Origin of the sequence: Halogeometricum sp. S3BR5-2 (assembly GCF_031624635.1) — an archaeon.
GTDB classification, from domain to species: Archaea; Halobacteriota; Halobacteria; order Halobacteriales; family Haloferacaceae; genus Halogeometricum; species Halogeometricum luteum.
In genome coordinates this window covers 292993-317686 of record NZ_JAMQOQ010000006.1, presented here as the reverse complement: position 1 = coordinate 317686, position 24694 = coordinate 292993, and the positions used below count along the sequence as shown (strand labels likewise).

28 protein-coding genes and 1 tRNA gene are annotated in these 24694 nt (G+C 56.3%); 7 read left to right on the top strand and 22 right to left on the bottom strand.

What is annotated here, in order from left to right:
- The first annotated feature begins 42 nt into the window (after positions 1-42).
- On the top strand, positions 43-825 hold the full coding sequence (locus NDI79_RS20420; protein ID WP_310930534.1) for a recombinase family protein: 783 nt from the start codon (positions 43-45) through the stop codon (positions 823-825).
- Positions 826-1434: 609 nt separating this feature from the next.
- Here the strand turns inward: NDI79_RS20420 and NDI79_RS20415 are convergent.
- The 6 genes from NDI79_RS20415 to NDI79_RS20390 all read right to left on the bottom strand — a co-directional run bounded on the left by NDI79_RS20415 (position 1435) and on the right by NDI79_RS20390 (position 9496).
- Positions 1435-1821: a DUF8076 family protein gene (locus NDI79_RS20415; RefSeq protein WP_310930533.1), complete on the bottom strand. Its 387-nt coding sequence runs from the start codon at positions 1819-1821 to the stop codon at positions 1435-1437.
- Positions 1822-1823: 2 nt separating this feature from the next.
- A complete protein-coding gene (locus NDI79_RS20410; protein WP_310930532.1) occupies positions 1824-4478 on the bottom strand; it encodes a DUF1156 domain-containing protein in 2655 nt (884 codons plus the stop codon).
- Positions 4478-5416 carry a PglZ domain-containing protein gene (locus NDI79_RS20405; RefSeq protein ID WP_310930531.1) on the bottom strand — a complete coding sequence of 313 codons (939 nt, stop codon included), beginning with the start codon at positions 5414-5416 and terminating at the stop codon, positions 4478-4480. Before NDI79_RS20405 ends, NDI79_RS20410 begins: the two co-directional genes overlap by 1 nt.
- A complete protein-coding gene (locus tag NDI79_RS20400; protein WP_310930530.1) occupies positions 5409-8222 on the bottom strand; it encodes a DUF499 domain-containing protein in 2814 nt (937 codons plus the stop codon). The genes NDI79_RS20405 and NDI79_RS20400 overlap by 8 nt, the downstream gene beginning before the upstream one ends.
- A 358-nt stretch (positions 8223-8580) precedes the next feature.
- Positions 8581-8826 carry a hypothetical protein gene (locus NDI79_RS20395; RefSeq protein WP_310930529.1) on the bottom strand — a complete coding sequence of 82 codons (246 nt, stop codon included), beginning with the start codon at positions 8824-8826 and terminating at the stop codon, positions 8581-8583.
- Between the two features lie 94 nt (positions 8827-8920).
- Positions 8921-9496, bottom strand: coding sequence for a hypothetical protein (locus NDI79_RS20390; protein WP_310922360.1), 576 nt, complete (start codon positions 9494-9496; stop codon positions 8921-8923).
- Positions 9497-9651: 155 nt separating this feature from the next.
- Between NDI79_RS20390 and NDI79_RS20385 the strand changes: the two genes are divergently transcribed.
- Positions 9652-9945, top strand: coding sequence for a hypothetical protein (locus tag NDI79_RS20385; RefSeq protein ID WP_310930528.1), 294 nt, complete (start codon positions 9652-9654; stop codon positions 9943-9945).
- Between the two features lie 239 nt (positions 9946-10184).
- On the opposite strand, the gene NDI79_RS20380 is transcribed toward NDI79_RS20385, so the two are convergent.
- From NDI79_RS20380 to NDI79_RS20365, 4 genes are all read right to left on the bottom strand, one after another.
- Entirely contained in the window at positions 10185-10535 is a 351-nt protein-coding gene (locus NDI79_RS20380) for a nucleotidyltransferase domain-containing protein (protein ID WP_310930527.1), read from the bottom strand.
- A gap of 34 nt (positions 10536-10569) precedes the next feature.
- Entirely contained in the window at positions 10570-10782 is a 213-nt protein-coding gene (locus NDI79_RS20375) for a type II toxin-antitoxin system HicB family antitoxin (protein WP_310930526.1), read from the bottom strand.
- Between the two features lie 447 nt (positions 10783-11229).
- Positions 11230-11937 carry a hypothetical protein gene (locus NDI79_RS20370; RefSeq protein WP_310930525.1) on the bottom strand — a complete coding sequence of 236 codons (708 nt, stop codon included), beginning with the start codon at positions 11935-11937 and terminating at the stop codon, positions 11230-11232.
- Entirely contained in the window at positions 11934-12191 is a 258-nt protein-coding gene (locus NDI79_RS20365; protein ID WP_310930524.1) for a hypothetical protein, read from the bottom strand. Before NDI79_RS20365 ends, NDI79_RS20370 begins: the two co-directional genes overlap by 4 nt.
- Before the next feature lie 951 nt (positions 12192-13142).
- On the opposite strand from NDI79_RS20365, the gene NDI79_RS20360 reads away from it, so the two are divergent.
- Positions 13143-13391, top strand: coding sequence for a hypothetical protein (locus tag NDI79_RS20360; protein WP_310930523.1), 249 nt, complete (start codon positions 13143-13145; stop codon positions 13389-13391).
- A gap of 504 nt (positions 13392-13895) precedes the next feature.
- Here NDI79_RS20360 and NDI79_RS20355 read toward each other — a convergent pair.
- The 7 genes from NDI79_RS20355 to NDI79_RS20325 all read right to left on the bottom strand — a co-directional run bounded on the left by NDI79_RS20355 (position 13896) and on the right by NDI79_RS20325 (position 18341).
- The gene (locus tag NDI79_RS20355) at positions 13896-16028 is read right to left on the bottom strand and encodes a tyrosyl-DNA phosphodiesterase (protein ID WP_310930522.1); all 2133 of its coding nucleotides are present in this window, start codon (positions 16026-16028) and stop codon (positions 13896-13898) included.
- A 113-nt stretch (positions 16029-16141) separates the two neighbouring features.
- A complete protein-coding gene (locus NDI79_RS20350) occupies positions 16142-16993 on the bottom strand; it encodes a hypothetical protein (protein WP_310930521.1) in 852 nt (283 codons plus the stop codon).
- Entirely contained in the window at positions 16990-17223 is a 234-nt protein-coding gene (locus NDI79_RS20345) for a hypothetical protein (protein ID WP_310930520.1), read from the bottom strand. Before NDI79_RS20345 ends, NDI79_RS20350 begins: the two co-directional genes overlap by 4 nt.
- Positions 17220-17483: a hypothetical protein gene (locus NDI79_RS20340; protein ID WP_310922369.1), complete on the bottom strand. Its 264-nt coding sequence runs from the start codon at positions 17481-17483 to the stop codon at positions 17220-17222. The genes NDI79_RS20345 and NDI79_RS20340 overlap by 4 nt, the downstream gene beginning before the upstream one ends.
- Before the next feature lies 1 nt (position 17484).
- The gene (locus NDI79_RS20335; RefSeq protein ID WP_310930519.1) at positions 17485-17718 is read right to left on the bottom strand and encodes a hypothetical protein; all 234 of its coding nucleotides are present in this window, start codon (positions 17716-17718) and stop codon (positions 17485-17487) included.
- Positions 17715-17951 carry a hypothetical protein gene (locus NDI79_RS20330; protein ID WP_310930518.1) on the bottom strand — a complete coding sequence of 79 codons (237 nt, stop codon included), beginning with the start codon at positions 17949-17951 and terminating at the stop codon, positions 17715-17717. The genes NDI79_RS20335 and NDI79_RS20330 overlap by 4 nt, the downstream gene beginning before the upstream one ends.
- A 317-nt stretch (positions 17952-18268) precedes the next feature.
- Positions 18269-18341 (bottom strand) — tRNA-His (locus tag NDI79_RS20325).
- A 124-nt stretch (positions 18342-18465) separates the two neighbouring features.
- Between NDI79_RS20325 and NDI79_RS20320 the strand changes: the two genes are divergently transcribed.
- Entirely contained in the window at positions 18466-18921 is a 456-nt protein-coding gene (locus tag NDI79_RS20320) for a DUF5814 domain-containing protein (RefSeq protein WP_310930517.1), read from the top strand.
- A 65-nt stretch (positions 18922-18986) separates the two neighbouring features.
- Here the strand turns inward: NDI79_RS20320 and NDI79_RS20315 are convergent, their stop codons facing one another.
- The 3 genes from NDI79_RS20315 to NDI79_RS20305 all read right to left on the bottom strand — a co-directional run bounded on the left by NDI79_RS20315 (position 18987) and on the right by NDI79_RS20305 (position 21093).
- Complete coding sequence (locus NDI79_RS20315; RefSeq protein ID WP_310930516.1) at positions 18987-19394, bottom strand: DUF8146 domain-containing protein; 408 nt, start codon at positions 19392-19394, stop codon at positions 18987-18989.
- A gap of 94 nt (positions 19395-19488) precedes the next feature.
- The gene (locus NDI79_RS20310) at positions 19489-20163 is read right to left on the bottom strand and encodes an RPA family protein (protein ID WP_310930515.1); all 675 of its coding nucleotides are present in this window, start codon (positions 20161-20163) and stop codon (positions 19489-19491) included.
- Complete coding sequence (locus tag NDI79_RS20305; RefSeq protein ID WP_310930514.1) at positions 20164-21093, bottom strand: replication factor A; 930 nt, start codon at positions 21091-21093, stop codon at positions 20164-20166.
- A gap of 198 nt (positions 21094-21291) precedes the next feature.
- On the opposite strand from NDI79_RS20305, the gene NDI79_RS20300 reads away from it, so the two are divergent.
- Complete coding sequence (locus tag NDI79_RS20300) at positions 21292-21579, top strand: DUF7091 family protein (RefSeq protein ID WP_310930513.1); 288 nt, start codon at positions 21292-21294, stop codon at positions 21577-21579.
- On the top strand, positions 21576-22643 hold the full coding sequence (locus NDI79_RS20295; RefSeq protein ID WP_310930512.1) for a mannose-1-phosphate guanylyltransferase: 1068 nt from the start codon (positions 21576-21578) through the stop codon (positions 22641-22643). Before NDI79_RS20300 ends, NDI79_RS20295 begins: the two co-directional genes overlap by 4 nt.
- A gap of 16 nt (positions 22644-22659) precedes the next feature.
- Here NDI79_RS20295 and NDI79_RS20290 read toward each other — a convergent pair whose 3' ends face one another.
- Together NDI79_RS20290 and NDI79_RS20285 are read right to left on the bottom strand one after the other, a co-directional pair.
- Positions 22660-23208, bottom strand: coding sequence for a Tfx family DNA-binding protein (locus tag NDI79_RS20290; RefSeq protein ID WP_310930511.1), 549 nt, complete (start codon positions 23206-23208; stop codon positions 22660-22662).
- 83 nt (positions 23209-23291) lie between these two features.
- Positions 23292-23795: a TRAM domain-containing protein gene (locus NDI79_RS20285; RefSeq protein WP_310930510.1), complete on the bottom strand. Its 504-nt coding sequence runs from the start codon at positions 23793-23795 to the stop codon at positions 23292-23294.
- A 121-nt stretch (positions 23796-23916) separates the two neighbouring features.
- Here NDI79_RS20285 and NDI79_RS20280 point away from each other — a divergent pair, with 121 nt between their 5' ends.
- Positions 23917-24615 carry a hypothetical protein gene (locus NDI79_RS20280; protein WP_310930509.1) on the top strand — a complete coding sequence of 233 codons (699 nt, stop codon included), beginning with the start codon at positions 23917-23919 and terminating at the stop codon, positions 24613-24615.
- Positions 24616-24694 lie beyond the last annotated feature (79 nt).

Here is a 24694-nt window from a genome sequence, read left to right as displayed (position 1 = left end):
AAAAGCAGGTGAGATTATATACAGATTCATCTTACTCAAACTATGACTGCGACTGCCGTCTATCTCCGCGTCTCTACACGGAAACAATCTACTGAACGACAACGACGCGAAATTGAAGACTACCTCAACGGTGACGTGTTCTCTGAAGCTGAAGTCTACGTCGACGTAGCAAGTGGAGCTAATGACTCTCGTCCGGACTTCCAGCGTTTGAGAGAGGATATCGAGATGGGCGACATCAATCACGTTGTGACCTACGAGATGAGCCGTCTGTCCCGACGACTCACTACGACATCAGATTTCATCGACCTGTGCGTCAAGCACGAAGTTGCGCTTACGACTACGAACGACGGGTTCCCCAATCTGAGTGGTGAGGGGAATATGGGGGACGCCCTCATCGGCAAACTCTTCGGCTGGTTGATGGAGTTTGAGCTCCAGATGATTCGTGAGCGTGTTCAATCCGGAGTCAATCGAGCAATTGAGGCCGGGAAGTGGGTCGGTCGTCCTCCGTATGGCTTCGTGACTGATGACGATGGATACCTCGTCATAGACATGGAAAATTATCTTGCGATGCAGATGGCAGTGGAGACGGTGCTACTCAACCCAGAGCAATCAGTGAATAGTATTGCTCGTGCATACGGGGTTCCCCAATCAAGCCTTGACCGCATCTACAAGGACGAAGAACGCCGCAAACTCTACCTATACGGTGATTCCGACGACGAGCGGCTTTCTACGGCTGTTGGAGAAACGACTAATCGTAAGAGCGAACTGAGCGACCTAAAGGAGCGTCTTGCAGAACTCGAAGCCAAGGTTACTGCCGACGAGTAGAAACCATCCCGCTTTGCAACTTGCTCGACTGAGCTCATTTCAGTTGCCGCTGGGCACTGATATCCGTCGACGAGCAACGTTAGGAGTTATTGTGCTTATGCCCTCAACGACTGCACCCGAGAAGGCTAGCCAGCGAGCCCAGAATGTACTTGATGCTCGTGGGTTCCAGTTGTCAAAATAGCATACGTCGTATTCCCGTTCAATCAGGAACTGCTATATACACCCGAAACCTACGTTTTACACAGTAGAGACGCTGAAGCGGGAACCGAGGCCCGTTCAGGAACGGTGCACTACCAACCTACCTGTGTTGGCAGGTCGGATTTGTGGAAAATTGGTAGTAAACCACCGATTTAGCTCCTCCACTGAAGAAGGACAATCAAAACCTAGCCGAACCCTCTCTGTACTTCGTTATTAGACTTCCTCGGTTAGTGTACCGTCTACTACCTACAGGGTGTCCCATAGGGTCACGCTGTCAGTTAGCCCGGATACCCACCTGCCAACATTGGTAGGTGAGATTTCTGTTGGCTTCGTGCTCCTCTTGTTACCTCTTCAGCTCAATCAATGATACTGGTATCCGCTAAAACTCAAGCTAAAAAATACAGCCAGCCGTTACTTCCGAGCAACCGCGTGTGTTGCGCTCATCGGCTGGGGTTCTTCAACGAACATTTGCCCGATGTCTAGATAGATACCGTCACCACTCCGCTCGATTCGAACGCGGAACTCCGAGTCGTCAACGAACCGACCGTCAAGGATGAACTGCACGGCATCCATCGACCCGAGCGACCGACTCTTACGGAGCGTCTGCCGAAGGTCACTAAGAATCGCCTTCCGCTCGTCTTCCACAGAGCCATAGAGCAGGTCGGTGAGTCCAGTAACCGTGACTGGCGTCTCTATGTCCTCGTCGGCGGCGACTCGCCTGAAGAACTCCAGTGCGGCCAGTTCGCTCTCGGTTTCGGCGACCGACTCCGTCACAAGGTTGTATCCGGGTTGGAGCATGGTCAGAACTGGCTGAGGTTCATCTCCATCACGTGTTCGTAGCGCTCGTCGCCGGTCACCTCGGACATAAACTCGGCGAGTTCCTGTCGGTCGTCGCTCTTCCAGTCCTTGAGGTACTCGGTCGTGTTCTGGTCTGTCTTATACAGGTGGTAGAGATACTGCACCTTGTCGATGTCCAGTAGGGCCTCTCCATCGCTACCGTTCTTGTTGAGCTTCCGTTCGATGAAGCGAACGCGCTCGTCGGCGGCGACGGGTTCCTTCTTGTCGCGCGGCCCCTTCACGAGCTTCTCGTCTTCGAGGTCGCTGACGTTCAGGTTCTTCCCGAGCAGAGTCTTGTTCAGGTCGTCGAAGGACTCACTCCCGCGCTGACAGAACGCGGCGTACGCCTGTGTGAGCGAGTCGATACTCGACGGGAGATTCACCGACCCTTCGAGAACTTGTTCGATGACGGAGTCAACCGTATCAAGCGCCTCGTCGATGCCGACCTCCTCGCCGTCGGAGTACACGTTCGGGTAGTGCTTCGAGTAGTAGTACATACACTTGCCACGGAGGATGACACCGAGGTCGGCTTTCGAGAGGTCGTCGTGTCGCTCACGTTCCTCTGCGGCGAGGTCTTGTAACTCGAAGAAGAGGTTCTTTCGCAGACCGCCGAGCGTGAGTTCTTCGTCGACACGCTCCTTGTTGGCGTAGATGAGGATGTCGTACTCCGCATTGTCAAGGTCAGAGATGTGAGGGTTGTTCGGGAACTCTGACTGAACTGGGTATGCGCCAGTAATAGTGAATCCACTTCGGACAAGGGCTTCCAAGATGACTGACCAAGCTTCGTTCTCGTTGTGGTGGTAAGTGAACACTATCTCCCCATCACTCTTCAGAACTCGGTGACACTCAGAGAAGACATTAGCCAATGAATCTACGAAGAACGTCTCGTCTTTTCCAGACCTGCTGTTGGCGACGATTTCACGTGCTTTCGGTACCACCTCTGGCTGGAATTCTTCATAGTCTTCAAGTAGACCTTCGCGTAACCACACGTAGAAGAAGTCAGATAGTTCCGAGTATTGAACATTATCAAAGTATGGTGGGTCGGTGATGATATAGTCTACAGATTCATCTTCCTGAGACATACGCTCTGAGGTTTTGCAATAGAGGCCAGCAACGCGGTCTTCACTTATATTCTCACCTTCGACATAGAACTGCTCTACTTTACCTTTCGAGTTGTTCTTTATTTTTTCAAATGGCCGCTCGCAGAACCTCTTGGCTTCGTAAACTTTATTGAAGTAGTTCTGAAGAGAGGTCAGGGTTCCTGACGAATTTAACAAGTTTGACTCAACAGGCTGAACACGTGGCACTAGCGAGTGTCGCCGGAAAACGTTCTCTCCCTTGCTATCTATATAATTCCACATTGTGAGCTTACAGTTCCGTTCAAGGCAAGAAGAAACTGCAGTAAGTAGGAATTCAGAAATATTCTGCGAATCCCCATTGTCGAATTCCTGCTCTTTAACATCTATACATTTGTCAATTAGGACACCGAATGTGAGAAGATGCCTGTCGGTGAATAGGTGCTTAAATCGTTCGTAATTGTAGTTATTAACAATCCTATTTGTCTCTTCTCCGACCGGTATCCGCTGACTCGGGATTGGTAACGAACTTTTTCTCTCTAAGAATTCGTCATTGGCATCTGAAGCGGTTTTATAATCATCATCGTCGAGTTCTTTTATCCGCTTCTTCCCTCGGGGGTCTGCATATTGAAGTGCAAACCGTTCAAATTTCGGCCTCTGGTCAAGCCTTTGTAGTGTTTCCTTTACGTCGTGTTTATGGCCATTTGAACACGTATACTTCCCATACCCGTATGTTCCGTCGGTTGGGTCAAACTCAATACCACAGTTTGTACAGACTTCGTTCCCGTCCTCACCTACAGTCACTGTGCTACCGCCTTTGACTGTGACCGTCTCGCCTTTGTCGAGGCCTTTTTCACGGCTTTTCAGTTCAATGATACGGTCGTCGCAGTCCTGATTCGGACAGTAGAGCGCACCGGGGCGCGTCTTCTTGGTCTTTGCAAGTTGGTATCGTGGGAAGAGCTGAACCTCTTCGTCGCAGGTTAAACAGGGAATCCGCTGTGACTGGAAGTAGTAGAGGACTTCGCACTCTTGTCCTGTCTCGGGGTCAACAGTCGTGTAGTAGTCTCCGAGTTCCTCGCGCGTCTCTTCCAGAATTCGGTCAAACTCTCGTCTGAGGACATTGAGGTTCACGTCGTCCATCGATTTCTTCTCAGTCCACCACGCGACGGGATTGAGTTCGTATCCGATAACGTCCGCACCGAGTCGGTTGAGTTCAACCAGCGTCGTCCCGCCGCCACCGAAGGGGTCAAGTACGGTTACATCACGGTCAATATGTTCGTCATCAGGATTGATTCGCTCGTCGTACGAGTCGATGTAGAGACCGTCATGACTCCCGCTGTTCCGCTTGGTTAGGATGTCGTCCTTCGTGATGGTATCGTCGGTAAGAGCCGCGAGACCAAGACAGCGAAATGTCGAACCGGGACGGCGTGCCCACCACTTGTGTAACGAGTATATAGGGCGATACACGTCGCGCCGGTACGATTCTTTTTCTGCGAGTTTGTCCATCAAGCTGAGGGGGAGTTTATCCCAAGTTTCGGTCATTAGTTATCTCCAGTCGCGTTTGTGTTGATACGCAGTACAGGCGTCATGCACTCAGGCAGGCTGAAGCCCCCGTGCATAATCTTCTTCGTCGCACCTCGTTTCGTCCATTTGTGGTGACCGCGTACGACGTAGTGGTCACCTACCCGTTGAATAATGTTCGCATGTTCGAGCAGTTGGAACGCTTGGCTGTTCGAGACCTCGGTGAAGCGGCTACTGAACTTGCCTTTCAGCGACTCTTCCAACTCGTCCGAGAGCGTGTATGGAGACGTTCCGAGGTGATTCACGTAGCCGTGGTCGCTTGTGACGAAGAACTCTGTGTGAACACTCTCGTGGACGATGTCCTCCAGAAGGCCCTTTGCATCCTCGTAAATATCCTCGACCTCCTCGGTCGAGTAGTTACCTTCGAGTGCCGCTTCGAGTCGTTTGTCGGGGTGTCGCGTCCAGACGTACTCCGGGGACGTGCCGGGTAGTTGTGGTACGTCGAGGTCACCGATGTAGCGGTAGTCGTCGCGGTTGACCACCGACGGACTCTGTGCGTCGAACCACTCCCGGCAGATGAACTGCGTCTCACTCGGAAGGCGCTCAATGGGAGCCCACGTGAGCGATACATCCCAGCCGTGTTCATTCGCGAGTTCCTGTTCAAGGCGGAACCCCTCGCGGAGACTGAGTGCGTCCATAATGACGCCACAGCCGTCTTCGAGCGACGTGATGGGGTGGTCGCCCATCTGCTCGGCAAGCTCGTCGTAGAGCGGTGGATATAGCTTAGCAAGTTCACGTTCGAGCAGTCGGGTTCGATATTCCGACCCCCCGAGTTTGCGTTCACCGAGTGCATCCTCGGTACCCCAGATTCGACGGAGACACTCGAAGACCCCGTCGAAGACGTTCTCTTCGGTCAGGAGTGCATCGAACTCTGACTGACCATAGAGTCCGTCAGTCACCCTTGTTCACCTTCAGCTTGACCGAGAGCGAAGCGTGTTCGGGGACGTTCAGGTCCATCATGAGCCCTAAGAACGACTGTCTATTCATTGGCTCGTCAAGCTCGATTGTGAACGTCTCTGTGAGCGAAACCTGCTTGTCGAGGGCACTCGCGCTGATACCGTAGTTCGAGAGTTCGTCTGCGGTCAGCGTCCCATCGACCGTGATTTCTGTCTCGTGAATTTCCCACTCTAACCCGAGTTCGCGCTCCAGCGTGTCGATGATGTCCGGCTTGTTGTCGGCGTCCAGCGTCCCCATAATCGGGTGGGGACGAATCGTCGGCCCACTCTCTTCCTCGATACCGAACGCATCGAGCATATCCTCCGTGTTCAGGCCGTCAACCGAGACTTTCCCTTCACGAACGTCGCTCGCGCTGAATTCGAAGCCGCACTCGCTACACTCTGAGCCTTCTAACTCGGTACCGCACTGTGGACACTCAAACGCGGCTGATGCCTCGTCCTTCTCTTTCTCTTCCGTTTCTGTATCGGGCTTGGTTGTCGCACCAGTCGACGTAGTTCCTCCGTTAGTACCCTTCGGAGACGTAGAGGATATGCTGGTCGTGTCGATAGTGATAGCCGACTCGTCTTCGTCGTCATCCTCCTCTTCGATGTACTGCTCGTGGAGGAGAGTCGTATCGCTCCCAAGGCTCCCGACCCGCTTCTCGAAGTAGTTACCGACTTGGATGACTCCGTCACGACAGAGCGAGTCGATGGCGTCTTCGAGTCCATCTTCACTGGTCAGCGTCGTGAAATCCGTATTGCGGTAGAAGTCGTTCTTGAGGTGTTCGTACTGGATTCCTTTGGCTCCTGCCTGCTTAACGACGTTTTTGACTTCCGAGCGAAGCTGACTGCTGTCCGGCTTGACGACCTCGACTGTCGCCGCGTAGAAGTCGATGTTGCCTCCGGTCGGAAGGTCTTGCGGGAACAGGCCCCGCTCCGTTGACGTGTGGACGGTCCCATACTTGTCACGGACCCGGTCACGGAGACTCTGGTAGTTCTGCTCGTCAATCTCGTCGAAGCCCTCGGGGAGAACGTCTTCCTCGCGCGTGAGCTGTTCTCCAGCAACAACCTTCCGCGCGAGTTCGATGATGCCAGTGTTGGTATCAACACTCGACCGCTTCTCAGGCGTGACGAGGACGAGGGTGTTGTTAAATTCCCGACTTTGACCCGTCGTGAGTTCCTCGAAGTCTTCGTCGTAGCTCCGCTTCGCGCCGAGTGAGACGACAATCTTCAGTGCCTTGTTATCGGGGATGTCCTGCTCAGTATTGACTGGGTCGAGGATGTGGACATTATTGTGGCCTTCAAAGAGGTCTTCGCGGACGAGAGACTCGACACGGTGAATTGCGGTGTGTTTGTGGATGTCCTGAGCCTTCTTCTCGATTCGCGCCGCAGGATTCTCGTCTACGTCGAAGGCGTACTCGCCGTTGATACGATGTACGTGCCACGCATGGCCGTAGACCTCCTCAGTGAATATTTGGATGATTCGATGAGCATTGACTCCCTTCCTCATCGTACCCATCAGCATCTGACGCTTGTTCGCGCCTTCCTCGCCCCCACGCGCGAGACTGTGGAGCAGAACGATGTTGAGTAGTTCCTCGTGGAATTCGTTGAACGTTCCGTCGGGCTTCTGGAGTCGGTGGTAGTCGTTGACGTACTTCCCGACTAACTCACTGTCGATGTATTGGAAGCGGTCGGTGTAAGCGAATACGTCTACGTCCCCGGAGAGAATGAAATCCACCTCGGAGAAGTTGTCTCGAAGAATTTCGGTCAGGAAGCGGAGGAGCCCACGTGCGTCCGAACTGATTCGCTGTTCAGAGTACTTCTCCATGAGGAGATTCAGCAAGAGCGGATGGAATGGATAGTAGCGCTCAATACGCTCCTGCATATCGTGGTAGTCGTCAAGTTGTATCTGGTCGTTCTGACGGTACACGTCAGTGTACTCCTTCGCCAGAGCAGAGACCCCGTTCGCGTCGTCAACAGAACCAATGAGACGGTGGAGGATGAAGTCGATTTTCTCGTCACGCCGGGACGAGAGGTCGTGTGTGAACGGATTCGTTCGCTGAGTAATCGCCTGTATCTCTTCGTCCTTGTAGAGGAGTGAGACGAAGACGCTCAGAGGAGTATCGTCACGCCCAGCCGCTTCGAGCAGGTTCTGGAGGAACGCGAGGTTATCCTCTTCGTATTCGGTACGGCTGGCCATCCCGAACCAACGCTCAAGCTCGTCAATGAGGACGAGCGTTGGTTTATCTTCGAGCGTGTTCCTTATCTCGTGAACTTGCGGGAGGTCGGCACCATCGGCCCATTCGTCGATACCAAGATAATCGCCCACTGCTTCTGACAGTCGGTCGTAGTTCTTGTCCAGATTGAACATCTGGAGCGCCGCTGTTCGCGTCTCACTCGGAAGCTCCACGTCAATTCCGCGTTGGTCAAGCCACTGCTGACCAATGTCTGGTGAGTTAAAGAGGTGATAGACGACGAGTTCGATGTGACTCTTCCCACTCCCGTACTCACCACCGACGATTTGACCTCCTTCAGCAAAATCTACATTCCCGCTGAGCTTACGAGCGGTATTCTTGATAATTGCAGTGAGAGTTTTTGTTGGGTAAGTGATGTCAAGGATTCGTTCTGCGTCTTGCTCTGGTGAGTCGCGTTCGTCGTAGAGGTTGTAGAGCGAAACCTCGTCAAGTAGACCAGCCGGGTCTATTCTCCCATCAGACGCTTGAATCTCTTCACTAGGAGTGACATAGTCGGCGATGACGCCCTCAGTCATCGAATTCCCCCATGGAGTAGATTCCGCAAGTTGAACGCATATCCTCACCCTTTCAGAGGTAGTGACATATATGTTATGAAGAAACCATTTTGAAGAAAATCGAAGCTCTGTCTCTCCGTCTTTCCAGAGGCTAAGAATTCACGAATCCGGTTTTCACGAGTCGCAGCCTATGCACTAACTCAGTCTTCATCACCGTCATCTCCTCGTAACTCATTGTCCTCGTCCTCAAACTCTCTCTTGGCGACCCGCCAGCAATAATCGCAGACAATCCCAGCGCAGTCGCGGACCAACTGCTGACCGCACTTGGGGCAATTACTCGCTTCCGGGGCAGGGATAGTTCCCTCCCAAGTCTCGTTGTTCATTGTGCGTCACCTGTGTTTAGGACGTTGTCGAGCCAGTCGCGCATCGAAATTGAATATCCCCGGGTCTCACCAACCGCGAAGGGAACAACGTCAACGTCGGTGCCATAGGCCCCGCGACGCTCGTCAGCGAGATGCTCTGCTTCGGTCTCCTCAATGTAGATTCCAAGGATGTCGTATTCACCAAGGACGAGCCAGACGCTGTCTGTCTGTTCTTCCTGTGCTTGTTCTGTGTTTTGTTTCATGTGTTTTAGCACCTCCCGTTTGGATTTTGAGACTGGGCGGAGGTCAGTCGGAATCCTGAATCGGGACTCGAACCCGAATCATCGTGCAACCGGCTCAGAGAAACGCTCGTTCGTACTCGTCTTCACTCACTACCAGCACCCTAACGAGATGTGGAGTCGTCCGCATAATGTCAATCGTCTCGTCAGAGAGCTTCTGACTCGTCTCGTCAGAGAGCTTCTGACGGATAACCTCAGTGAGCTCCTCATCTGACATTCGGACCATATCTTGCCTTTCAAGGTCATACTCAGACGCCGAGGGAAGTTCCCCCGACATCCTATCATATTGATTTGAGTATCGTAGGTGAGTTAGATATTCCTCAAGACCGCTTTTCACTGAAATTTTAATATCGCTCTGAATCTCCTCTCGGATTTGGGTGATAGCATTATCTATAGCGTCTACAGCATATTGTCCGTACCCGACTGTATAGCGCAAATCCGACATTTTGTCGTAATCGCCATCTACTAATATCTTATCGTTGTTGGGAAGATAACCAGTTTCATGCAGGATATGTGATACAACTGCTTTTGCATCTGCTTCAACGCGTTCTGAAGTAGTGGCGAACCGACGACTAGTGTCAACAAGAATTCTTGGTGCTTCTGTACGGTCGTTATCGTCCGTGTTTGGTGCCATAACCGCCAAGACGGGAAGAAAGTATATATTCCTTTCGGCTATACTATGGTAATAGTCCCAGAATACAGTAGGGTGGATGGTAGTGGTCCCAGAATACAGTAAGAGATATGTTCATAGGCACAATAGAGATAGGCAGATACCACGAACCATAGAACATGACAGCATCACAGAAAGCAACTAAAGATGCCGTAGAACAGCTCATCAAACACAAGAAACTCCAAATCAAGGATTTACCCGGACGCGGAACCGACTACAAAGACGACACCATACGCGCAGTCCTACGCGACCTCGAAGCAGATGACTGGGTCGTCCGACGAACAAAAAACAGCCAAATCTGGTACATCGGCAAAGACCTCGTCGACCTCATGTGGGCCAACTCACAGCCCGTGGCAATCCCCGAAGAAGCACTTGAGCTCTACGAAAACGAGGAAGAAGGCGACTCTCAATAGAACGGTCAGCCTTGTTTAGACGCTCCAGATAGCGTCGGTTGGTGACTCTGTGGGTTGAACAGAATCTGTTCGTGAGAGTTGCTCTCCCCGATTTCGTCGGTTGGCAAATAGCTGTAGAGGACGAACTGAACCGCGTCTAAACAAGGCTGAGAGGGAGTATTCAGCACAGGGGTCCGTTTATTCAATCTCACCGACGCTGAACTAACTGCCGGGTAGAGAGGCTGTTCTGAGCGGTTGATTCAAAGAAGATTCAGCGAATCAAATGAGTCGAATACCCTCTCAGCTGCCTTGATGAGACTGTTTGGCCGTTCTCTATACTCGTCATACTCCTCAGGAGTGTAGCAGATGTCGTGAAAAGCCCCGTATTCCTCGTAGTCCCAGAGCTCTCTGAATGGGGTCCCTCGATGAGCCCCGGAGACGCCCTCAAAATCAGCGGAGACGACGATGACATCAATGTCGCTGGTCGCATCATGTTCCTCCCGAGCGACTGAACCAAAGACGATTGCGCGGTCAATATCTATGTCAACTTCGTCAAGGACATAGCGCAGGTGGTCGAGGAGGTCATCTCGGTCAACCCGGTCCATGCTCATTTAGGAGACACCCCTGTTTCCGGAGCTCTTTGTTCTACTGAGAGACGCCAAATCGCTCGAACCATTCATCACTCGCTTCCACAGCTTCGCTATCTGACCGTTGATGAAGTTTCAGTGCTTCCACAAGGGCTCGCAGAGCGTCTTCCCGGGTATCTCCTTGTGAGGCAACGTTGGAGGGCACATGACGGGCGCAGTACCCAAATCCTTCTGCGTAGGTGAGTTCTACTATCTCTACGTCTTCGCTCATTGCTTCTATTGTGCCAGTCTGGGAGTATAGATGTGTGTGCGACCACTATTTTGAGAATATGCACAGAAACCCTCGTGGGAACCTTTGCAGGAACACTCTGAGCAATCTTCTGGGGAATATTTGCGGAAATCTTCTAAACAATGGGGTAGACAAGCGTCGTCTACCCCCCATGTCCATGTTACGACAAAAGACCGAGTAGCTCAGCTTCGCTTCTACTACTCTCCTCAAAATAGACTTCCATCTCAGTAATAGTAGGTAGGGGGTGGGGGTATATATATCTATCTCTTGGAGGAGAATGTCGGGCTAACGAGAAATAAAACTCGAAGGCTAAGACATTCTCCGAGTTACTTGTATATACCAACTCTTCTGCTCGAATAGGCCGTAGGTAGACAAAAATCTTCGAGAGAGGTAGACGACGTTTGTCTACCCAAAACCTGATAAAAGTAGTCAGTTCTTGTCCGAGATATTCGCTCTCAGCTCTTCTTGCGACCACACAGCGTTGTTGTAGTCATCAGTATCGATGTGGACGATATTCACTCCCCGGTCATTCTTGGTATGCTTTGCTTTGCCATCCCAAAGGTCCGCGAATTTTTTCATCGCACGGGCAATCTGTCGAGGGGTGAGTTGGTCCCCCTTCGAGAGGTCAGAGCCCGGTTGTTCTATCTCTCGTTGTGATACAAGGGACTTGAGCGAGTGATTGTCCATAGCCAGCGTATGGCCAGTTGGTGTGCGCGTCCCGCTAAGGTCGTGCATCAGTTCTGCGAGGATGACTGCACGAGATTTACTCGTTCCCGGAGAGGGTCGTTCCTCCAGACCACAGAGGATACGTTCCATTTGGGAGAGTTCAACTTCGACTTCAATTCCTACTCCAGTTGTGAGCAATGCTTCAAGAGAGGCGATGCGGGATTCGATATCCTGCTCTTCGTCACCCCACCATTCATCGTACTTCTTTGTACGCCTACCATCGTAGCCATGGATACCGAGTCCTTCTTCAATTCCGGTTACTCGCTGTGCAAGTTGAGATATACGGCGTTCTTGGTCCGAACGATTGTGGTCGACTTTCTTCTCCAGTTCGTCAAGCCGTTCCATCAACTCATTGAGAGAGGCCCCACTGTCAATCGCTGTTGAGGGCTGTCCTATCTGTTCTTTGTTCATTGCTCATCACCATCTGATTCCTCAAATCCGTTAAACCGAACTTCGGTAGTCTTGAACGTGGTCAGTTTCTCTGACGCATAGCACGCGTGCGTTTCATCGTTTTCCTTAACGAGCCATCCGTCTTCTCGGAGACCTCGGAGGACTCGGGCTGCTATCTCTTCGCTGTACTTCCCGTTGAGGTCTGTTGTGTCTACGTGTTCCCGCCTGTAAAGCAGCGAGAAACAGCTAGATAGCATACCAGTCATTAGCGACATATCAATAATATTGGGACAACCGAATAAATGGATTATGCAAGGATGGCTCTGTTGAAATCCTCAGCCGCTGATAGTTAGATGATGTCGTGCTGAATACAGAGCGCGAATCGGTCACGGACTCGGCACCTGCTGTGAGAGAATCGAATCGCTCCGAACGGGGCTAAGAATTGTTTGGCGGAGAAGAAAGTACTTACTAACAAGACAACAATTTCACACATGGTCCAATCTCGTCGTTCGGCTCTCCATTTGGTAGGTACAACCCTGATTGGTGTCCTCGGCGGTTGTACCCGGGACCCAATAGCAGGTGAGTCAACTGAGCAGACAGTGAGTGAACCAACTCGAACGCCTCGTCCTCCAGCGACGAATGCGACTCGGAGTGGAGGTGGCGTCCGTAGTTGGTCGGTGCCGTTAAATCTCGAATCAAGTGGAGGACCTTTCGTCTCTTTCACCGTCGGGGACCCCCAATCACTTCCAAGAGACGTTTACCCTCACTATGTAGTAGTGGAGAATCAGGGAGACAGTGAGCGAGAGATAGCGATACGAGTCCGAGACCAAAAAGCCACTACAGCCGCCATCAACACAGAGATTCAGTTCCCGTCTCATGGAATCGCTCAAATCGAGATAGCAACACCTGCTACCTACGAGGTATCAATTACCGCTTCGGGGAAGACAGCGAACCTCACCGTATCTCAGTCGACGTTTGATTGCAACGATTCTGCGACGGGCGTGTACGTCCGCTCCGATGGCGAGATTGAACATGCGAGTGTTACAACGGAGATGGCGTGTAGCACGGAGACCGAACACTGAAGTTCCTCCCCCGCTGTGTACGTCCCTCTGAGTCGCTCACGACGCTTCTGACAGCGTTCGGTGAGGTTTCTATGGGCGTGCTGAATAGAGGGCGCGAATCGGTCATGAGGGAAGTTTAATTTCCACAACAACTTACTCAACGATATGGCGGATACCCTTACAGAACTCTCCCAGCGGAACGAAGCGTTCTGGATTGGTTTAGCCCTCTTTCTTCTAGGGGTGATTGCTCCCGAGACCCTCCTCCTCGGAGGAATTGAACTCTCACGGGTTCTCATCTGGGTTGGTGGTGGGATTCTCATGGTCAGGGTTCTCGTTGGAATATACCGAATCCTGAAAACGACGGCTGAGGCAGGAGTATTTGGCTATCGTGAAGGGAAACAGAACGACCGATAGAACCTCTGAATCGGTCACGACGCTTCTGACAGCGTTCGGTGAGGTTTCTATGGGCGTGCTGAATAGAGGGCGCGAATCGGTCACGGTCTCGGCACCCAGTAGGAGTGAATCAAATCGCTCAGAACAGGATATAAATTCATCAGCGGAATCGGTTTGTGTACCGACATTGAACGCTTTGTATAGTGCCTGACTCCTTTCCCTCTTTGAAACAACTCGTCTCAACGCTCGGGTTGTGGGTGTTAATAGTACTGAGCGTTGTTCTCTTAGTTCGCGTCCTTCCTATTCCCGATTCACCGTTCTTTCTTGGCGTTTCTATCGCAATTGTCTACGGTGTAGTGAAAAAGTATGCGAATAGAGCTGACGACTGACGGATAACCTATTCTCTACCACAGAGAAGGTCATAACTACATCATCGGAGGGTAGAAGTTTGGTATGCAAGCGCTACTGAGTAGCTGTTTCAGCAGGAAAAGTATCGAACTCAGAAGATTCAATAGAGCCAGTCGCTCAACCGCTAAAGCGCGAGCGAAGGCGTGAGAGGAATCCGGGACGAGCCACTGTTGCTGTATCCTCACCAAGCCACTCGTAGAACTCGTCAGGTGTCTTTATCACCAAGTCCAGTCCTCGTTTTTCGACACGGACCGTCATCGGAGGGTCGCGTTTGTAGGTGTGTATCTCATAGCTCATCGACTCGTCAAAGGAAATCACGAGCGTATCCTTTTCTTCGGAGAGCTCAACGTCGTCACGTTCCAGCAAATCGTGCCAGCGTGAGCGGCCTGTGTCGTGAATACGCTCAGCAGGCTCATGAGGAAAGTACTCGGGAGGGTTGCGTTCGGCACGGTCGTAGAGTGCGAGCATCGTTTCGCGCACCTCTGCGAGTGTGTCGTCGTCTTCAGCAAGTCGCAAGTCGTGGGCAAGATACTCGCAGCCGAACCATGAGAACAGCGGGTTGTGCTTAGAAATGAGTTCGTTGACCTGTGCCTCCCCGCGCCGCGAGGTTTGGAAGTTCACGTCGAAGTGCAGAATCTTCGCGCGGTTTCGGAACCATTGGTTGGGACGCTTGTCGTTTGAGATGAACGCGAACATTGGGTACGGTGATTCATCCGTCCAGCCCTTCCAGAAATTGCGTAGCGTATCGAGACTGTGGACCTTCTGCTTGGTGATATCGTCCACTACGACGGGGAAAGTAGTGTGCGCAGAGCGCATATTCCGCACGTTGCGTTTTCCGATTTCGTCAGCGTCCACCGCTGATTCGACGCGTCCCGCGCTAATCATTCCGAGTGCGAACTCGGTGAACGTTCCCTTGCCGCCATTAGATTCACCATAGACGTAGAGATAGGGTAATGCCTTGTCAAGGTCCACGTCGTGCGAACGGTAAAATCGCGCCTGCCGGTTCGCGAATGGAGCCCAAAAGAACCACAGCAGTGCTTCCATCATGTGTGCCTTGACCGCTGTCGGGTTATTCGAGTTACCGTGGTTGTCTACTGTTTCAAAATACGCCTCCATATCAGCGAGCGCATCGTTGATGAGGGTGGTATCGGCAGGAGGTGGGCTCGTCATGCTGTAGACCTGCCCATCGTGATGGAATTTCAGACGGTCTTCGGCGTCATTGAGCTTCATCGTCGGCACCGAGAAGACCTCCTTCGTATAGCGATGGAATGCCGAAGGTGTGAGGTTCAGCGTGTCATTCGAGACGGTCGCATCAAAGTCCTTCATCTTCGACACCGTGTCGACTGTGGTGGCGTCATAGCCACGTAGCGAGAGATTGATTTGGGCTTTGGGAGCGTCCGAAATAGGAGAATCAGATTCTTCCTCACTATCAGAGTCCGCGTCTGCATCTACGGCGCTACCATCCTCGGGGAGTTCAGCCTCTGAGCCGTCATCGAGCACGAGATTAACCGTCTCAACCTCCGAGTCGATATGGTCGGCGAGTTTACCGTGAATCTCCCCGAGTTCATCAGTCGTTCCGACCTTTCCCTCGGTGTAGAGGTTAATGACTTTCTCGCGGTCATCACCTGACAACTCGATTCGCTCGGTGAGGTCTTCAAGGAAGGGTCCCTTGTTGTTGTATGCGCGATGCTCTTCGTATAAGCCCATGAACTCCGTGTGAAGAGTACTCCCTTTCGCGGTGTCGTAGACGACACCCATATTCGTCTGGTTCGACCACGCGTTCTTTGAGAGATTAGGTGAACCTACGATGATGCGAACCCGTACTTCAGAATCGGCAGGCTTGTCATTTGAACTGCTGTCGCCGTAATCTGCGAGTGACACAGACTCGTCGGCGGCAGAAACAGTGGTGTCTGGTTTGGCTTCGTACTCGATAAGATAGAGTTTCGAGTGGACCTCCTTGGTCTCGCAGAGATAGATGACCAACCGTCCCTCACAGCGCAGACGTTCGAGGCGGTCCGCGGTTTTTGGTTTGTCGATGAGGCGCTCGCGATAGTCGTCTACGTCACCAACCACGACTTCCAGTACCTCAAGGTCATCAAGCTCGTCAAATAATTTGAGAACGAATTCTGGAGAGTCACAGTACGTAACTACGTGCATTCGAGTTGCGTCGGTGAAGTTTTCAGAAAATGACCGCCAGCTTTTGAATATCTCTGCGTGGCACGAGTCATCTGCTTCAGTAGCGAGTGGCATCTCAAAGCCCATTACCCCGTACAGATGAAATTAAAGTTAATAAACATATCACATGCACCCGTGCGATATGAAATTGATAAAAAAGCCGTACGTTTGGTCAGCCATTCAGCATCTCAGCTGTCAGAGAGCATCTCTTCGGGAGCGCAGTCACCGCAATAGACGACTTGGCCGAACGATTGGTCGCTCTTCTTGTCGGTTCGGTCGGTCCGCTTATAGGATGCAACGATGGCAGTGCCATAGGTGCGATGCACAGCACCGCAAACATCGCAGGTCAGCGGACCCAACTCGAATCCATCGTCATTCAATTCGTCCCAATCGGCGTCTGTCCACTGAACGGTGTCTGGGATTGTCCATTCTTTGTTCGTCTGTTTTGCGTGGTCTGCGTTCTTCTGATATGCTTCGGCTAGCTCTTCGTCATCTGGGTCCGACTGCAGCCGCTCAGTCGCTTCGTCGAATGAAAGTCGGTCATTGTCCTCGTCCCCAGTCTCGTCGTCCTCCAAAACAGTCTGTTGAGCATTTTCGTTAACTGAGTCGGAGGGGTCGCCTTCGTCAAGACGTAGAGCTCGCTTGACCTCTGCTGGGAGCTCTGGGCGTGGGGCCGCTTCGAAGCCAAGGACTTTGGCGGGTTTTTCCATTTTCTGATAGATTGCTTGAACGAGGGGGTAACCCTTGAGATAGTTATTCTCGCCGAGGAATCGAATTCCCAGAGGGGTGAATCCATAGAACTCAGATGGGCCTACAGGGACCTCATCGTCAAACGAGTAGACTGCTAAGATGTTTTTCTTGATAAGGGTTTGAAGTTCGTCTTCCACGTGGTCCTGACTGGTATCTGTGACGAAGTGGTTGATTTCTTCAACTGTTGCAAGGTGCTTTGGATGGCCCAGTACCATCTGGACGATACTGTGCGGAACAGACTCGCGGAGATAGTTTCGCAAGGCGTCCTCGTCGTGGTCTAAGTCAGTCATGGGTAGCCCTCACTCGATTCTGCGTTGCTACGGTACTTACGAGCCAGTTCGTCGTCAGTCACTGGCTGGACTCTCTCGTTCGATATCTCAAAGGCTGCGACCCGCGATATACGGTTCCACTGCTCTTCGTTGATGATATTCATCGCCTCAGCGCGGGAAATCTCCCCGTAGAAGAACTGTTTGTAGACGCCCACGAGATGCTCTATATTCTCGGAGTCTGTGTCGGTCATGGGTTAGCCTCTGGTTCTTCTTCTACGCCGTCTCCGTCTTCGTCAATGATGTCGGCTTGAGCAATCAAATATCTTCCAACTCTTCGGGCTTCGTCCGGGTCGAGCCTAACTCCAAGAGCGATGGACCCATGGCTCATCATGGATTCTAAGCCGAGTCGAAGGTGCACACCATGAACGACCTCAAGTTTGGTGCGGACGTTACGACCAGTTTCGACTTCCGCAAATCCACCTTCGTTGTTGCTGGGAAATTCTATCTCCATTTCACTGGTCCTCCTGCGCTAAGGTCGCTTGGGCGGTCAGATATTCGCCGACTCGTTGGGCTTCTTTGGGGTTGAGGTTGATTCCGAGACGGAGTCGTCCATGGTGCATTTGGGCCAACAGGTCAATGCGGATTCCGTTGTCGTTGATAATCCGGAACGTCGTATCAATATGACCGCCGCTCTCTAGTTCGGCGAACCCACCGTGGTCGTTATCGGGAAATTTGATTTCCATCATTGGTCTTCGTTCTCTCGGATAATACCTGATTGGAAGCTGAGATATTGACCAAATCGCTTGGCTTTGTTAGGGTTGAGTCCGACGCCAAAGGAGATGCGTCCTGTGCTGGATTGAGGCATCATAGAGATGCGAACTTTGGATTGCGCAGAGCGGAAGGCCTCTAGTTTGTTGCAGGCGGTGGGTCCTGAGTCTAGTTCTACCCACTTGCTCTCGTCTTCAACGATGAGTTCCATGATGGTGGTATCTCGACTCCCCTATTCAAGGGTAGAGTATAATTCAGAATATCAGTTATCGACATTTTACACGTCGACATCCGCCATGGAATAGTTAGATTTCCAGACGAAATGTGGGGGGTCGGAGCCACTGGAAATCTCTCACTTAATCCACCCTGTTTGTGTATGGAATTTAGAAGACCAGAGCATTTCTGGTCGGGTCTGGTTGCTTATAAGCTACCGTCCGTCGATTCAGGCTTGAGTCGATTTGCAGGGTGTTCGAATGTCTCAGCCTTAGAAGGCTGAAGCGATGGCTCAGAGTGCTGAAATCGGAGGAGGTCCGGGTGCGAGAATCGAACCCGCGTCTCAGCCTCCACAAGGCTGAAGGATAGTCCACTACCCTAACCCGGACACGCAGTTACTGGTATCCTCGTGTGACTAAAATACGTTACGACTCCGCGGAGGCGTGCGAGAGCGACGCACGCCGCCGCTCACCGGGACGCTTTTGCCGACGACCGGACTACAACCGGCAACTGTGGCCATCACGGACAAGATATACCTCAAAAACCACCGCGAAATCGTCTCGCAACTGGACGTGAACATCCCGAAGGGGGCGTTCAAGGGGGCGACGATGGACGTGCTCTACTCCGGGGAGGGTCTCTCGAAGGTGGACGCCGCGACGCGCGACAGACTGCTCGACTTCGCGAAGGACTTCCTGGACCCCGAGAACCCCGACGACCTCTACACCGGCTACCCCGAGCGACAGTTCGTGACGTACCTCCTCGAACTCCGCGCGCAGGGCCTCGGTCCGGACGCCATCGTCGACGTGATGGGCGACGAGTACATGCTGTACGCCTACCCCGGCGACGTGCTTTCCTTCCTCGACGACGCCGTGCGGACGCTCGAAGCCGTCGAGACGCTCTCGAACGTCGAGGGGAACGCCGAGATGGAATCGAAGGCGCGCGAGGCGAAGCGGGCGCTCAGCGGCTGAGAACGCGGAAACGGGAGAATGCGTAACGGAACGCCTGCGCGAGAGACGGATGACGAGCGACCCGGCTACCCGAGACGGAACGACGGTTCGTCCGCCTCGCTGTCCAAGTCCTCCAACTGAATCACTTCCTCCTCTTCGTCTTCGAGTTGCTCGCGGAGGTAGTTGACGTACCGCTTGTGCTCTTCGAGTTGTTCGCGGAGGTGGTCCGCCTCCAGTTCGAGACGCTCGTGCTCGCGGATGAAGCTCTTCGGAACCCGGACCTTCGGCGGGAACGACTTCTCCTCGTCGGCGCTCGCCCCGTCGAGTTCGTGCTCCGGCACGACCTGCACTTGGCCGTCGTGGGCAACGAGGGTGTCCACGTAGTCGCGGAAGACGGCCGACAGCGAGATGTCCCGCTCTTCGGCTATCTCCCGAAGCGTCTCGAACGCGTCCTCGTTGACGCGGAACGAGATGGTCTTGTTCTTGTTGCCCATGATGCCCGGAAGTTATCGCTCGGAGATACTTAATGCTTCGTCAGACGATTATCGCGGCGAAAAAGGGAGCTGAGCGGCTCGCGCGGGCGGCGGCCTACGCGTTCGGTTCCGGCGAGGCGGCGTCCGCGTCGGTATCGGTATCGGTATCGGCGTCCTCCGAGTCGGACTCTTCGGAGCCGCCGAGTTCGTCGCCGCCGGCCTCTTCGAGGCTCTGCAGGGCGGAGACGGCCGCCGTCTTGTAGCGGTCGATGGGGAGGTCGTACTCCTCGCGCGCCATGCGGCCGTACTCGTTGCCCTCCTCGTCGAACCGCTCGATGCGCTCGACCGTTCGCTGCGCCGTCTCGACCACCCAGCGGTCCCGCGTCTCGGCGTCGACGACGCTGATGGACTCGGGGCGCACGGAGACGTTGACGCTGCCGTCGTCCGTCTCGTACGTCCGGGGTTTGCCGACGACGGAGACGTACGCCGGCGGTTCGAGGTCGCGGAGCGCGCTCGCCGCCTCGGGCTGGTACTGCCCGGCGTAGACGAAGAACGTCCCCGTCGGGTCGACGATACGGCCCCGCCAGTACTCGTTGTCCTCGCCCACGTCCTCCTTCTCGGTGAGCGTGCCGACGAGGAAGACGCGGTTAGCTTTCTCCCCCGAGGGGAGGAGCAGGTACACCGGCGCTCGCTCGTCGTCGGACTCCTTGAACGTGTAGCTGGCGTCGTTGAACTCTTCGGCGAACACTCGTCGGGCGATTTCTCGGGAGGGGACTTCGTTGGAACTCATTTAGATCGACCTCGCTTGGATGAGGACTGCTTCGGCATCCGCCGGTCCGTTCAGTCGTTCGGTGTCGTCGGCGAGCACGTACCGCCCCAGTTCGGGGCCGGAGACGCGGTAGTAGCGTCCGATGAGGTCCGTGCGCATCTCGTCGACGACGACGGTGGTGTCCAAGGCGTCCATCGCCATCTCCTGGGCCTCCTCCAGGGAGATGCCGGTCAGCTCTTCGGTCATCTCGCGGCCGAAGATGACCTCGTGGACGGCGTCGCCGTCGTCGAGGACGCCCTTGATGCGGAGGTCGAACTCGCCCTCCACGTTGCCGTGTTCGTTACAGCGGCCGTTCTGGAGGACGCGCGTGCAGCCCTCCTCGGGGCAGCGCTTGATGAGGCCGCTCCCGGACTGGATGTCGACGAGTGCACCCTCGACGGTGGTGGCGTCGTCGCCCACCTCGATGTCCTCGTCGAGTTCTTCGATGCTGGTCGTCCGGTTGAGCTTCACGGAGTAGTTGCCCTGGTACTCGTCGGTGACGACGTTGCCGAGGCGGTACACCTTCCCCTCCTCTATCTCGGGGAGGTCGGAGGTGGTGAAGGAGACGAACTTCATCCGCCCGGATTCGTCGCCGAGGAGACCGACCTGCGAGATGGACTCGCTTCGGGGCTCCCACAGTTCGACGACTTTCGCGGTCACGTCGACCCACTGCTCGTCCTGGTCGATGTCCGCGAGATGGACCTCCTCGTTCCCGCCGCGACCGAGTTCGTCGCGGTCGAGGCCCGCCTCGTCGAGGTAGCTGTTGACGACGGAGCGGCGCGCCTCGTCGACGGGCACCCGGTACTCGTCGACGAGGTTCTGCAGTCGCTCCTCGACGTCGTCGGCGTCGATATCCAAGTGGTCTGAAAACTGGTCGGCAATCTCCTCCGCGTGGTTTCGCAGGTCTGACATGGTTTCACTCGCCTCCGCCTTGGTTTCCATTGGGAGGCGTACGTCGGTTGGTTCGCTATGGTTAATAAGGTTACGTGCGAGCCGAAACTGAAAACGCACTCCACGCGACCCCTACCGCCCTAATTCGGCACTCTCCACCGTGCCGAATCCGGCCACCAACGGACCTATAGCCTCGGCGCGCCCACCGCCCGATAAGCGATGGACGACCGATTCGCACGCTTCGTCCGGGACCAGTTCCGCGCCGCCGGCCGGCAGTACGCCCGCGCGAAACGGGCGTACGACGACGGCCGAGACGCCTCGCAGTCCGACCTCCCCGACCTGCCGCGCGACGAGGAGGGCCGCGTCCGCCTGGTCTGCCGGCGCCACGCCGAACGCCGCGCCGTCGGCCTCGACGAGTCGGGCCTCCCGGCCTGTTTCGAGGCCGGCCACCCCGACTGCGAGGGCTGTGCCGAGGACGTCCGAAGCGGGGTCGTCGAGACGTGGTGACCGACCTATCTAAGAAACCGGTCGTCGCCCTCGTCCTCGCCGGCGGCACCGGCTCTCGGCTCTACCCGGCGAGTCGCGCCGACCGACCCAAGCAGTTCCTCTCGCTGCTCGGCGAGGAGTCGCTGCTCTCGCGCACGGTCGAACGCGCCCGCGAGGCGGCCGACGAGGTGGTCGTCTCCACCCGCCCGTCGTTCGCCGAGGCGGTCCCCGACCACGCCCCCGACGCCGAGGTGGTCGTCGAACCCGCCGCGCGGGACACCGGCCCCGCCCTCGTCTACGCCACGCACCGCATCCGGGAACTGTACGGAGACTGCGTCGTCGTCGCCCTCCCCAGCGACCACCGGGTCGAAGGCGAGTTCGCGGACGTGATGCGCCGCGGCGCTCGCGTCGCCGCCGACACGGGGTCGCTCGTCACGTTCGGCGTCGAACCGACCCGGCCCGACACCGGGTACGGCTACATCGAACCCGGCGCGTTCGCGAGCGAGGGAGGCGGCGGGAGCGAGACGGGAGAACGCGGCGGCGACGACTACGCCCCCGTCGCGGCGTTCCACGAGAAACCGGACGCCGAGACGGCCGAGGCGTACGTCGACGCCGGCCACTACTGGAACGCGGGCATCTTCGCGTGGACGCCGGCGTCCCTCATCGACGCCGCCCGTGACACCCCACTGTCGGGTCTCGTCGCCGCCCTCGACGCCGGCGACGACCCCGAGACCGCCTTCGCGGACGTTCCCGAGGTGAGCATCGACTACGGCGTGATGGAACGCGCCGACGACGCCGTCGTCGTTCCGGCGACGTTCGAGTGGGACGACCTCGGCTCGTGGGACGCCCTCGAACGCGTGCTCGACGCCGACGAGGACGGCTCCGTCGTCGCCGGCGACGCGACGCTCCGGTCGGTCGACGCCGCGGACAACGTCGTCGCCGGCGACGACAAACACGTCTCGCTCGTGGGCGTCTCCGACCTCGCGGTGGTCGCGTGGGACGACCGCGTCCTCGTCGTGCCGAAGTCGCGCGCGCAGGACGTGCGCGCCCTCGCGGACGAGTTGAAGTCCCGCGGCGAGTTCTGATTTCCTCCCGCCTCGCCTACTCCGACGACCGCCGGACCCGGACGGCTCCCTCGGTGGTGACGCCCACGAGGAGCGACGAGCGCACCTCCCGGCCCTGGACGGCGTCGCCGGCGGCGTCGGCGACGGTCTTCATCAGGTCCGGGGCGGTGTAGCCCACCTTCACGCCCGCCTCGTCGCAGGCGTCGTAGACGAGTTTCGGCACGTCGTACAGGTCGGCGCCCTCCTCGACGGCCACCTGAACGGGGGCCGTCAACGCCTCCGCGAACGCGACGGTCTCTCTCGCCTTCTCGACGTTCCGCCGCGCACTGGATTCGACGCTGGAGACGTTCGCGCGCGAGGTGCCGAGGTGCTCGGCGATGGTCGACTGGCGGACGCCGCGTTCGCGGAGGGCCAACACCTCGGCCTGCCGGCGCGTGAGGACGCTCGTCTCGGGGTCGAACCCCGTCTCGGCGAGGACGCCCGCGGCGCCGACGTCCGACTCCGCGCCGTCGCCCGCCTCGGCGCTGTCGCCGGCGTCGGCGTCGGCACCGCCCTCTCCCCCGTCGCCGCGGTCCGCGTCGTGCATACCCTCCGCTACCGGCGCGAGTCGCAAAAAACTACAGAAGGATGTGACTGTCCGTTGGGTGGCGCGGCGCGGCGGTCCGGGGGTTAGCTCCCCCAGAAGTTGTCGCGGCTTCCGAGGGCCGTCGGTCGCTTGGGGCCGCCGTCGCTTCCGCTACCGCCGTCGTCCCCGTCTTCACCGTTGTCGCTCCCGTCGCCGCCGCCGTCGCCGCCTCTCCCGGCCGCGCCGACGTCGCCGTCCTCCTCGTCGGGGTCGGTCGGCAGGCGCTCGACCACCTTCTTCGATTTGGCGTGGTTCGACTTCACCCGGTCGATGCGGACGACGGCGCGCGTGGTCGGCAGGAGGCCGTCGACGAGGACGATGAAGCCGTCCTCGGTCCGCCCGACGCCGGCGCCGCTCTCGTGGATGTCGTCGACGGTGACGACGACGTCCTCGCCCGGTTTGACCGGCTGTTGTTTCAGGTCGCGGATCGGCTGTTCGTAGCTGTTACACCACTCTGCCCCCGCGCGGTCCCCGTAGTACTGACACCCCATCCCGTTGATGCGCTCTGAGTACCGCGGGCACTCGTCCGCCAGTGGACAGTCTGACATACGAGAGGCTACTCTATCGCTCGTCTAAACGCTTCCGGGTGCGTATCCACCCCCGATACCGCCCCGACGCCCGCCGCTCGCCGGACGCAACGCTTTCCCGCGCCTGTTCCCGACTTCGACTATGAGCCGTCGCGTCCCGGAGTTCGCTCTACTCATCGGCGTCGTTCTCGGCCTCACGGCGGTCGTGTTCGGCCTCCTCTTCGGGCTGAGACTCCTCGACGTCGTCGTCCTCGCCGCCGTCGGCGCGTACCCGTTCGTCGCGTTCGGCCTCCTGCGTGACGACGACCCCGCCTCGGTCGTCCCGCCGCGCTGGATTCTCGTCGTCGGCGTCCTCTGGGCGTTCCTCGGCGTCGTCGGCGTCCTCGCGGCCGACCCCTCGCCGTCCGCGCTGGTTCCCGCCGCCTTCGCGGGCCTCGTCCTCGCCCTCCCGCCGGCGGCCTACGCCGTCCGCCACGGCGCGGACGTGAATCCGCTTCCCCCGCGAGCGACGCTCGGCGTGGGCGTCGTCGCCGGCGTCGGACTCCTCGCCCTCGGACTCGTCACCGTCCAACCGGTGCTCGGAACCGTCAGCGCCGTGCTCCTCTCCGTCGCCGCCGGCCTGTACGCGACGGCCCGCGGCGTCCGACTCGCCGAGCGAACCCGACGCGCGGCCGTCGCGGCGGGAGCGCTCCTCGGCGTCGCCGTCGTCGCAGTCGGCGTCGTCCGCGGCGCCGACCTCACGAACTGGGTGCTCGCGGGCATCGCCGTGGCGTTCGAACCGAGCCTGTACGTGGTGCTGTCGCGGAATCGGAGTCGAGGACGGCGACGGCGAACGCGGTGAAAACGGAGAAACCTACGCCAACGGCGTCCGCTCGACCACGGTGCCATCCCACCTTTTGCGTCGCTCGCGTCCGCTCGCT

Excerpts from the sequence above, each read along its gene's own strand:
- NDI79_RS20420 (WP_310930534.1), top strand. The coding sequence starts at position 43 with ATGACTGCGACTGCCGTCTATCTCCGCGTCTCTACACGGAAACAATCT.
- NDI79_RS20415 (WP_310930533.1), bottom strand. The coding sequence starts at position 1,821 with ATGCTCCAACCCGGATACAACCTTGTGACGGAGTCGGTCGCCGAAACC.
- NDI79_RS20410 (WP_310930532.1), bottom strand. The coding sequence starts at position 4,478 with ATGACCGAAACTTGGGATAAACTCCCCCTCAGCTTGATGGACAAACTC.
- NDI79_RS20400 (WP_310930530.1), bottom strand. The coding sequence starts at position 8,222 with ATGACTGAGGGCGTCATCGCCGACTATGTCACTCCTAGTGAAGAGATT.
- NDI79_RS20395 (WP_310930529.1), bottom strand. The coding sequence starts at position 8,826 with ATGAAACAAAACACAGAACAAGCACAGGAAGAACAGACAGACAGCGTC.
- NDI79_RS20390 (WP_310922360.1), bottom strand. The coding sequence starts at position 9,496 with ATGGCACCAAACACGGACGATAACGACCGTACAGAAGCACCAAGAATT.
- NDI79_RS20385 (WP_310930528.1), top strand. The coding sequence starts at position 9,652 with ATGACAGCATCACAGAAAGCAACTAAAGATGCCGTAGAACAGCTCATC.
- NDI79_RS20380 (WP_310930527.1), bottom strand. The coding sequence starts at position 10,535 with ATGAGCATGGACCGGGTTGACCGAGATGACCTCCTCGACCACCTGCGC.
- NDI79_RS20375 (WP_310930526.1), bottom strand. The coding sequence starts at position 10,782 with ATGAGCGAAGACGTAGAGATAGTAGAACTCACCTACGCAGAAGGATTT.
- NDI79_RS20370 (WP_310930525.1), bottom strand. The coding sequence starts at position 11,937 with ATGAACAAAGAACAGATAGGACAGCCCTCAACAGCGATTGACAGTGGG.
- NDI79_RS20365 (WP_310930524.1), bottom strand. The coding sequence starts at position 12,191 with ATGTCGCTAATGACTGGTATGCTATCTAGCTGTTTCTCGCTGCTTTAC.
- NDI79_RS20360 (WP_310930523.1), top strand. The coding sequence starts at position 13,143 with ATGGCGGATACCCTTACAGAACTCTCCCAGCGGAACGAAGCGTTCTGG.
- NDI79_RS20355 (WP_310930522.1), bottom strand. The coding sequence starts at position 16,028 with ATGCCACTCGCTACTGAAGCAGATGACTCGTGCCACGCAGAGATATTC.
- NDI79_RS20350 (WP_310930521.1), bottom strand. The coding sequence starts at position 16,993 with ATGACTGACTTAGACCACGACGAGGACGCCTTGCGAAACTATCTCCGC.
- NDI79_RS20345 (WP_310930520.1), bottom strand. The coding sequence starts at position 17,223 with ATGACCGACACAGACTCCGAGAATATAGAGCATCTCGTGGGCGTCTAC.
- NDI79_RS20340 (WP_310922369.1), bottom strand. The coding sequence starts at position 17,483 with ATGGAGATAGAATTTCCCAGCAACAACGAAGGTGGATTTGCGGAAGTC.
- NDI79_RS20335 (WP_310930519.1), bottom strand. The coding sequence starts at position 17,718 with ATGATGGAAATCAAATTTCCCGATAACGACCACGGTGGGTTCGCCGAA.
- NDI79_RS20330 (WP_310930518.1), bottom strand. The coding sequence starts at position 17,951 with ATGGAACTCATCGTTGAAGACGAGAGCAAGTGGGTAGAACTAGACTCA.
- NDI79_RS20315 (WP_310930516.1), bottom strand. The coding sequence starts at position 19,394 with ATGGGCAACAAGAACAAGACCATCTCGTTCCGCGTCAACGAGGACGCG.
- NDI79_RS20310 (WP_310930515.1), bottom strand. The coding sequence starts at position 20,163 with ATGAGTTCCAACGAAGTCCCCTCCCGAGAAATCGCCCGACGAGTGTTC.
- NDI79_RS20305 (WP_310930514.1), bottom strand. The coding sequence starts at position 21,093 with ATGTCAGACCTGCGAAACCACGCGGAGGAGATTGCCGACCAGTTTTCA.
- NDI79_RS20300 (WP_310930513.1), top strand. The coding sequence starts at position 21,292 with ATGGACGACCGATTCGCACGCTTCGTCCGGGACCAGTTCCGCGCCGCC.
- NDI79_RS20290 (WP_310930511.1), bottom strand. The coding sequence starts at position 23,208 with ATGCACGACGCGGACCGCGGCGACGGGGGAGAGGGCGGTGCCGACGCC.
- NDI79_RS20285 (WP_310930510.1), bottom strand. The coding sequence starts at position 23,795 with ATGTCAGACTGTCCACTGGCGGACGAGTGCCCGCGGTACTCAGAGCGC.
- NDI79_RS20280 (WP_310930509.1), top strand. The coding sequence starts at position 23,917 with ATGAGCCGTCGCGTCCCGGAGTTCGCTCTACTCATCGGCGTCGTTCTC.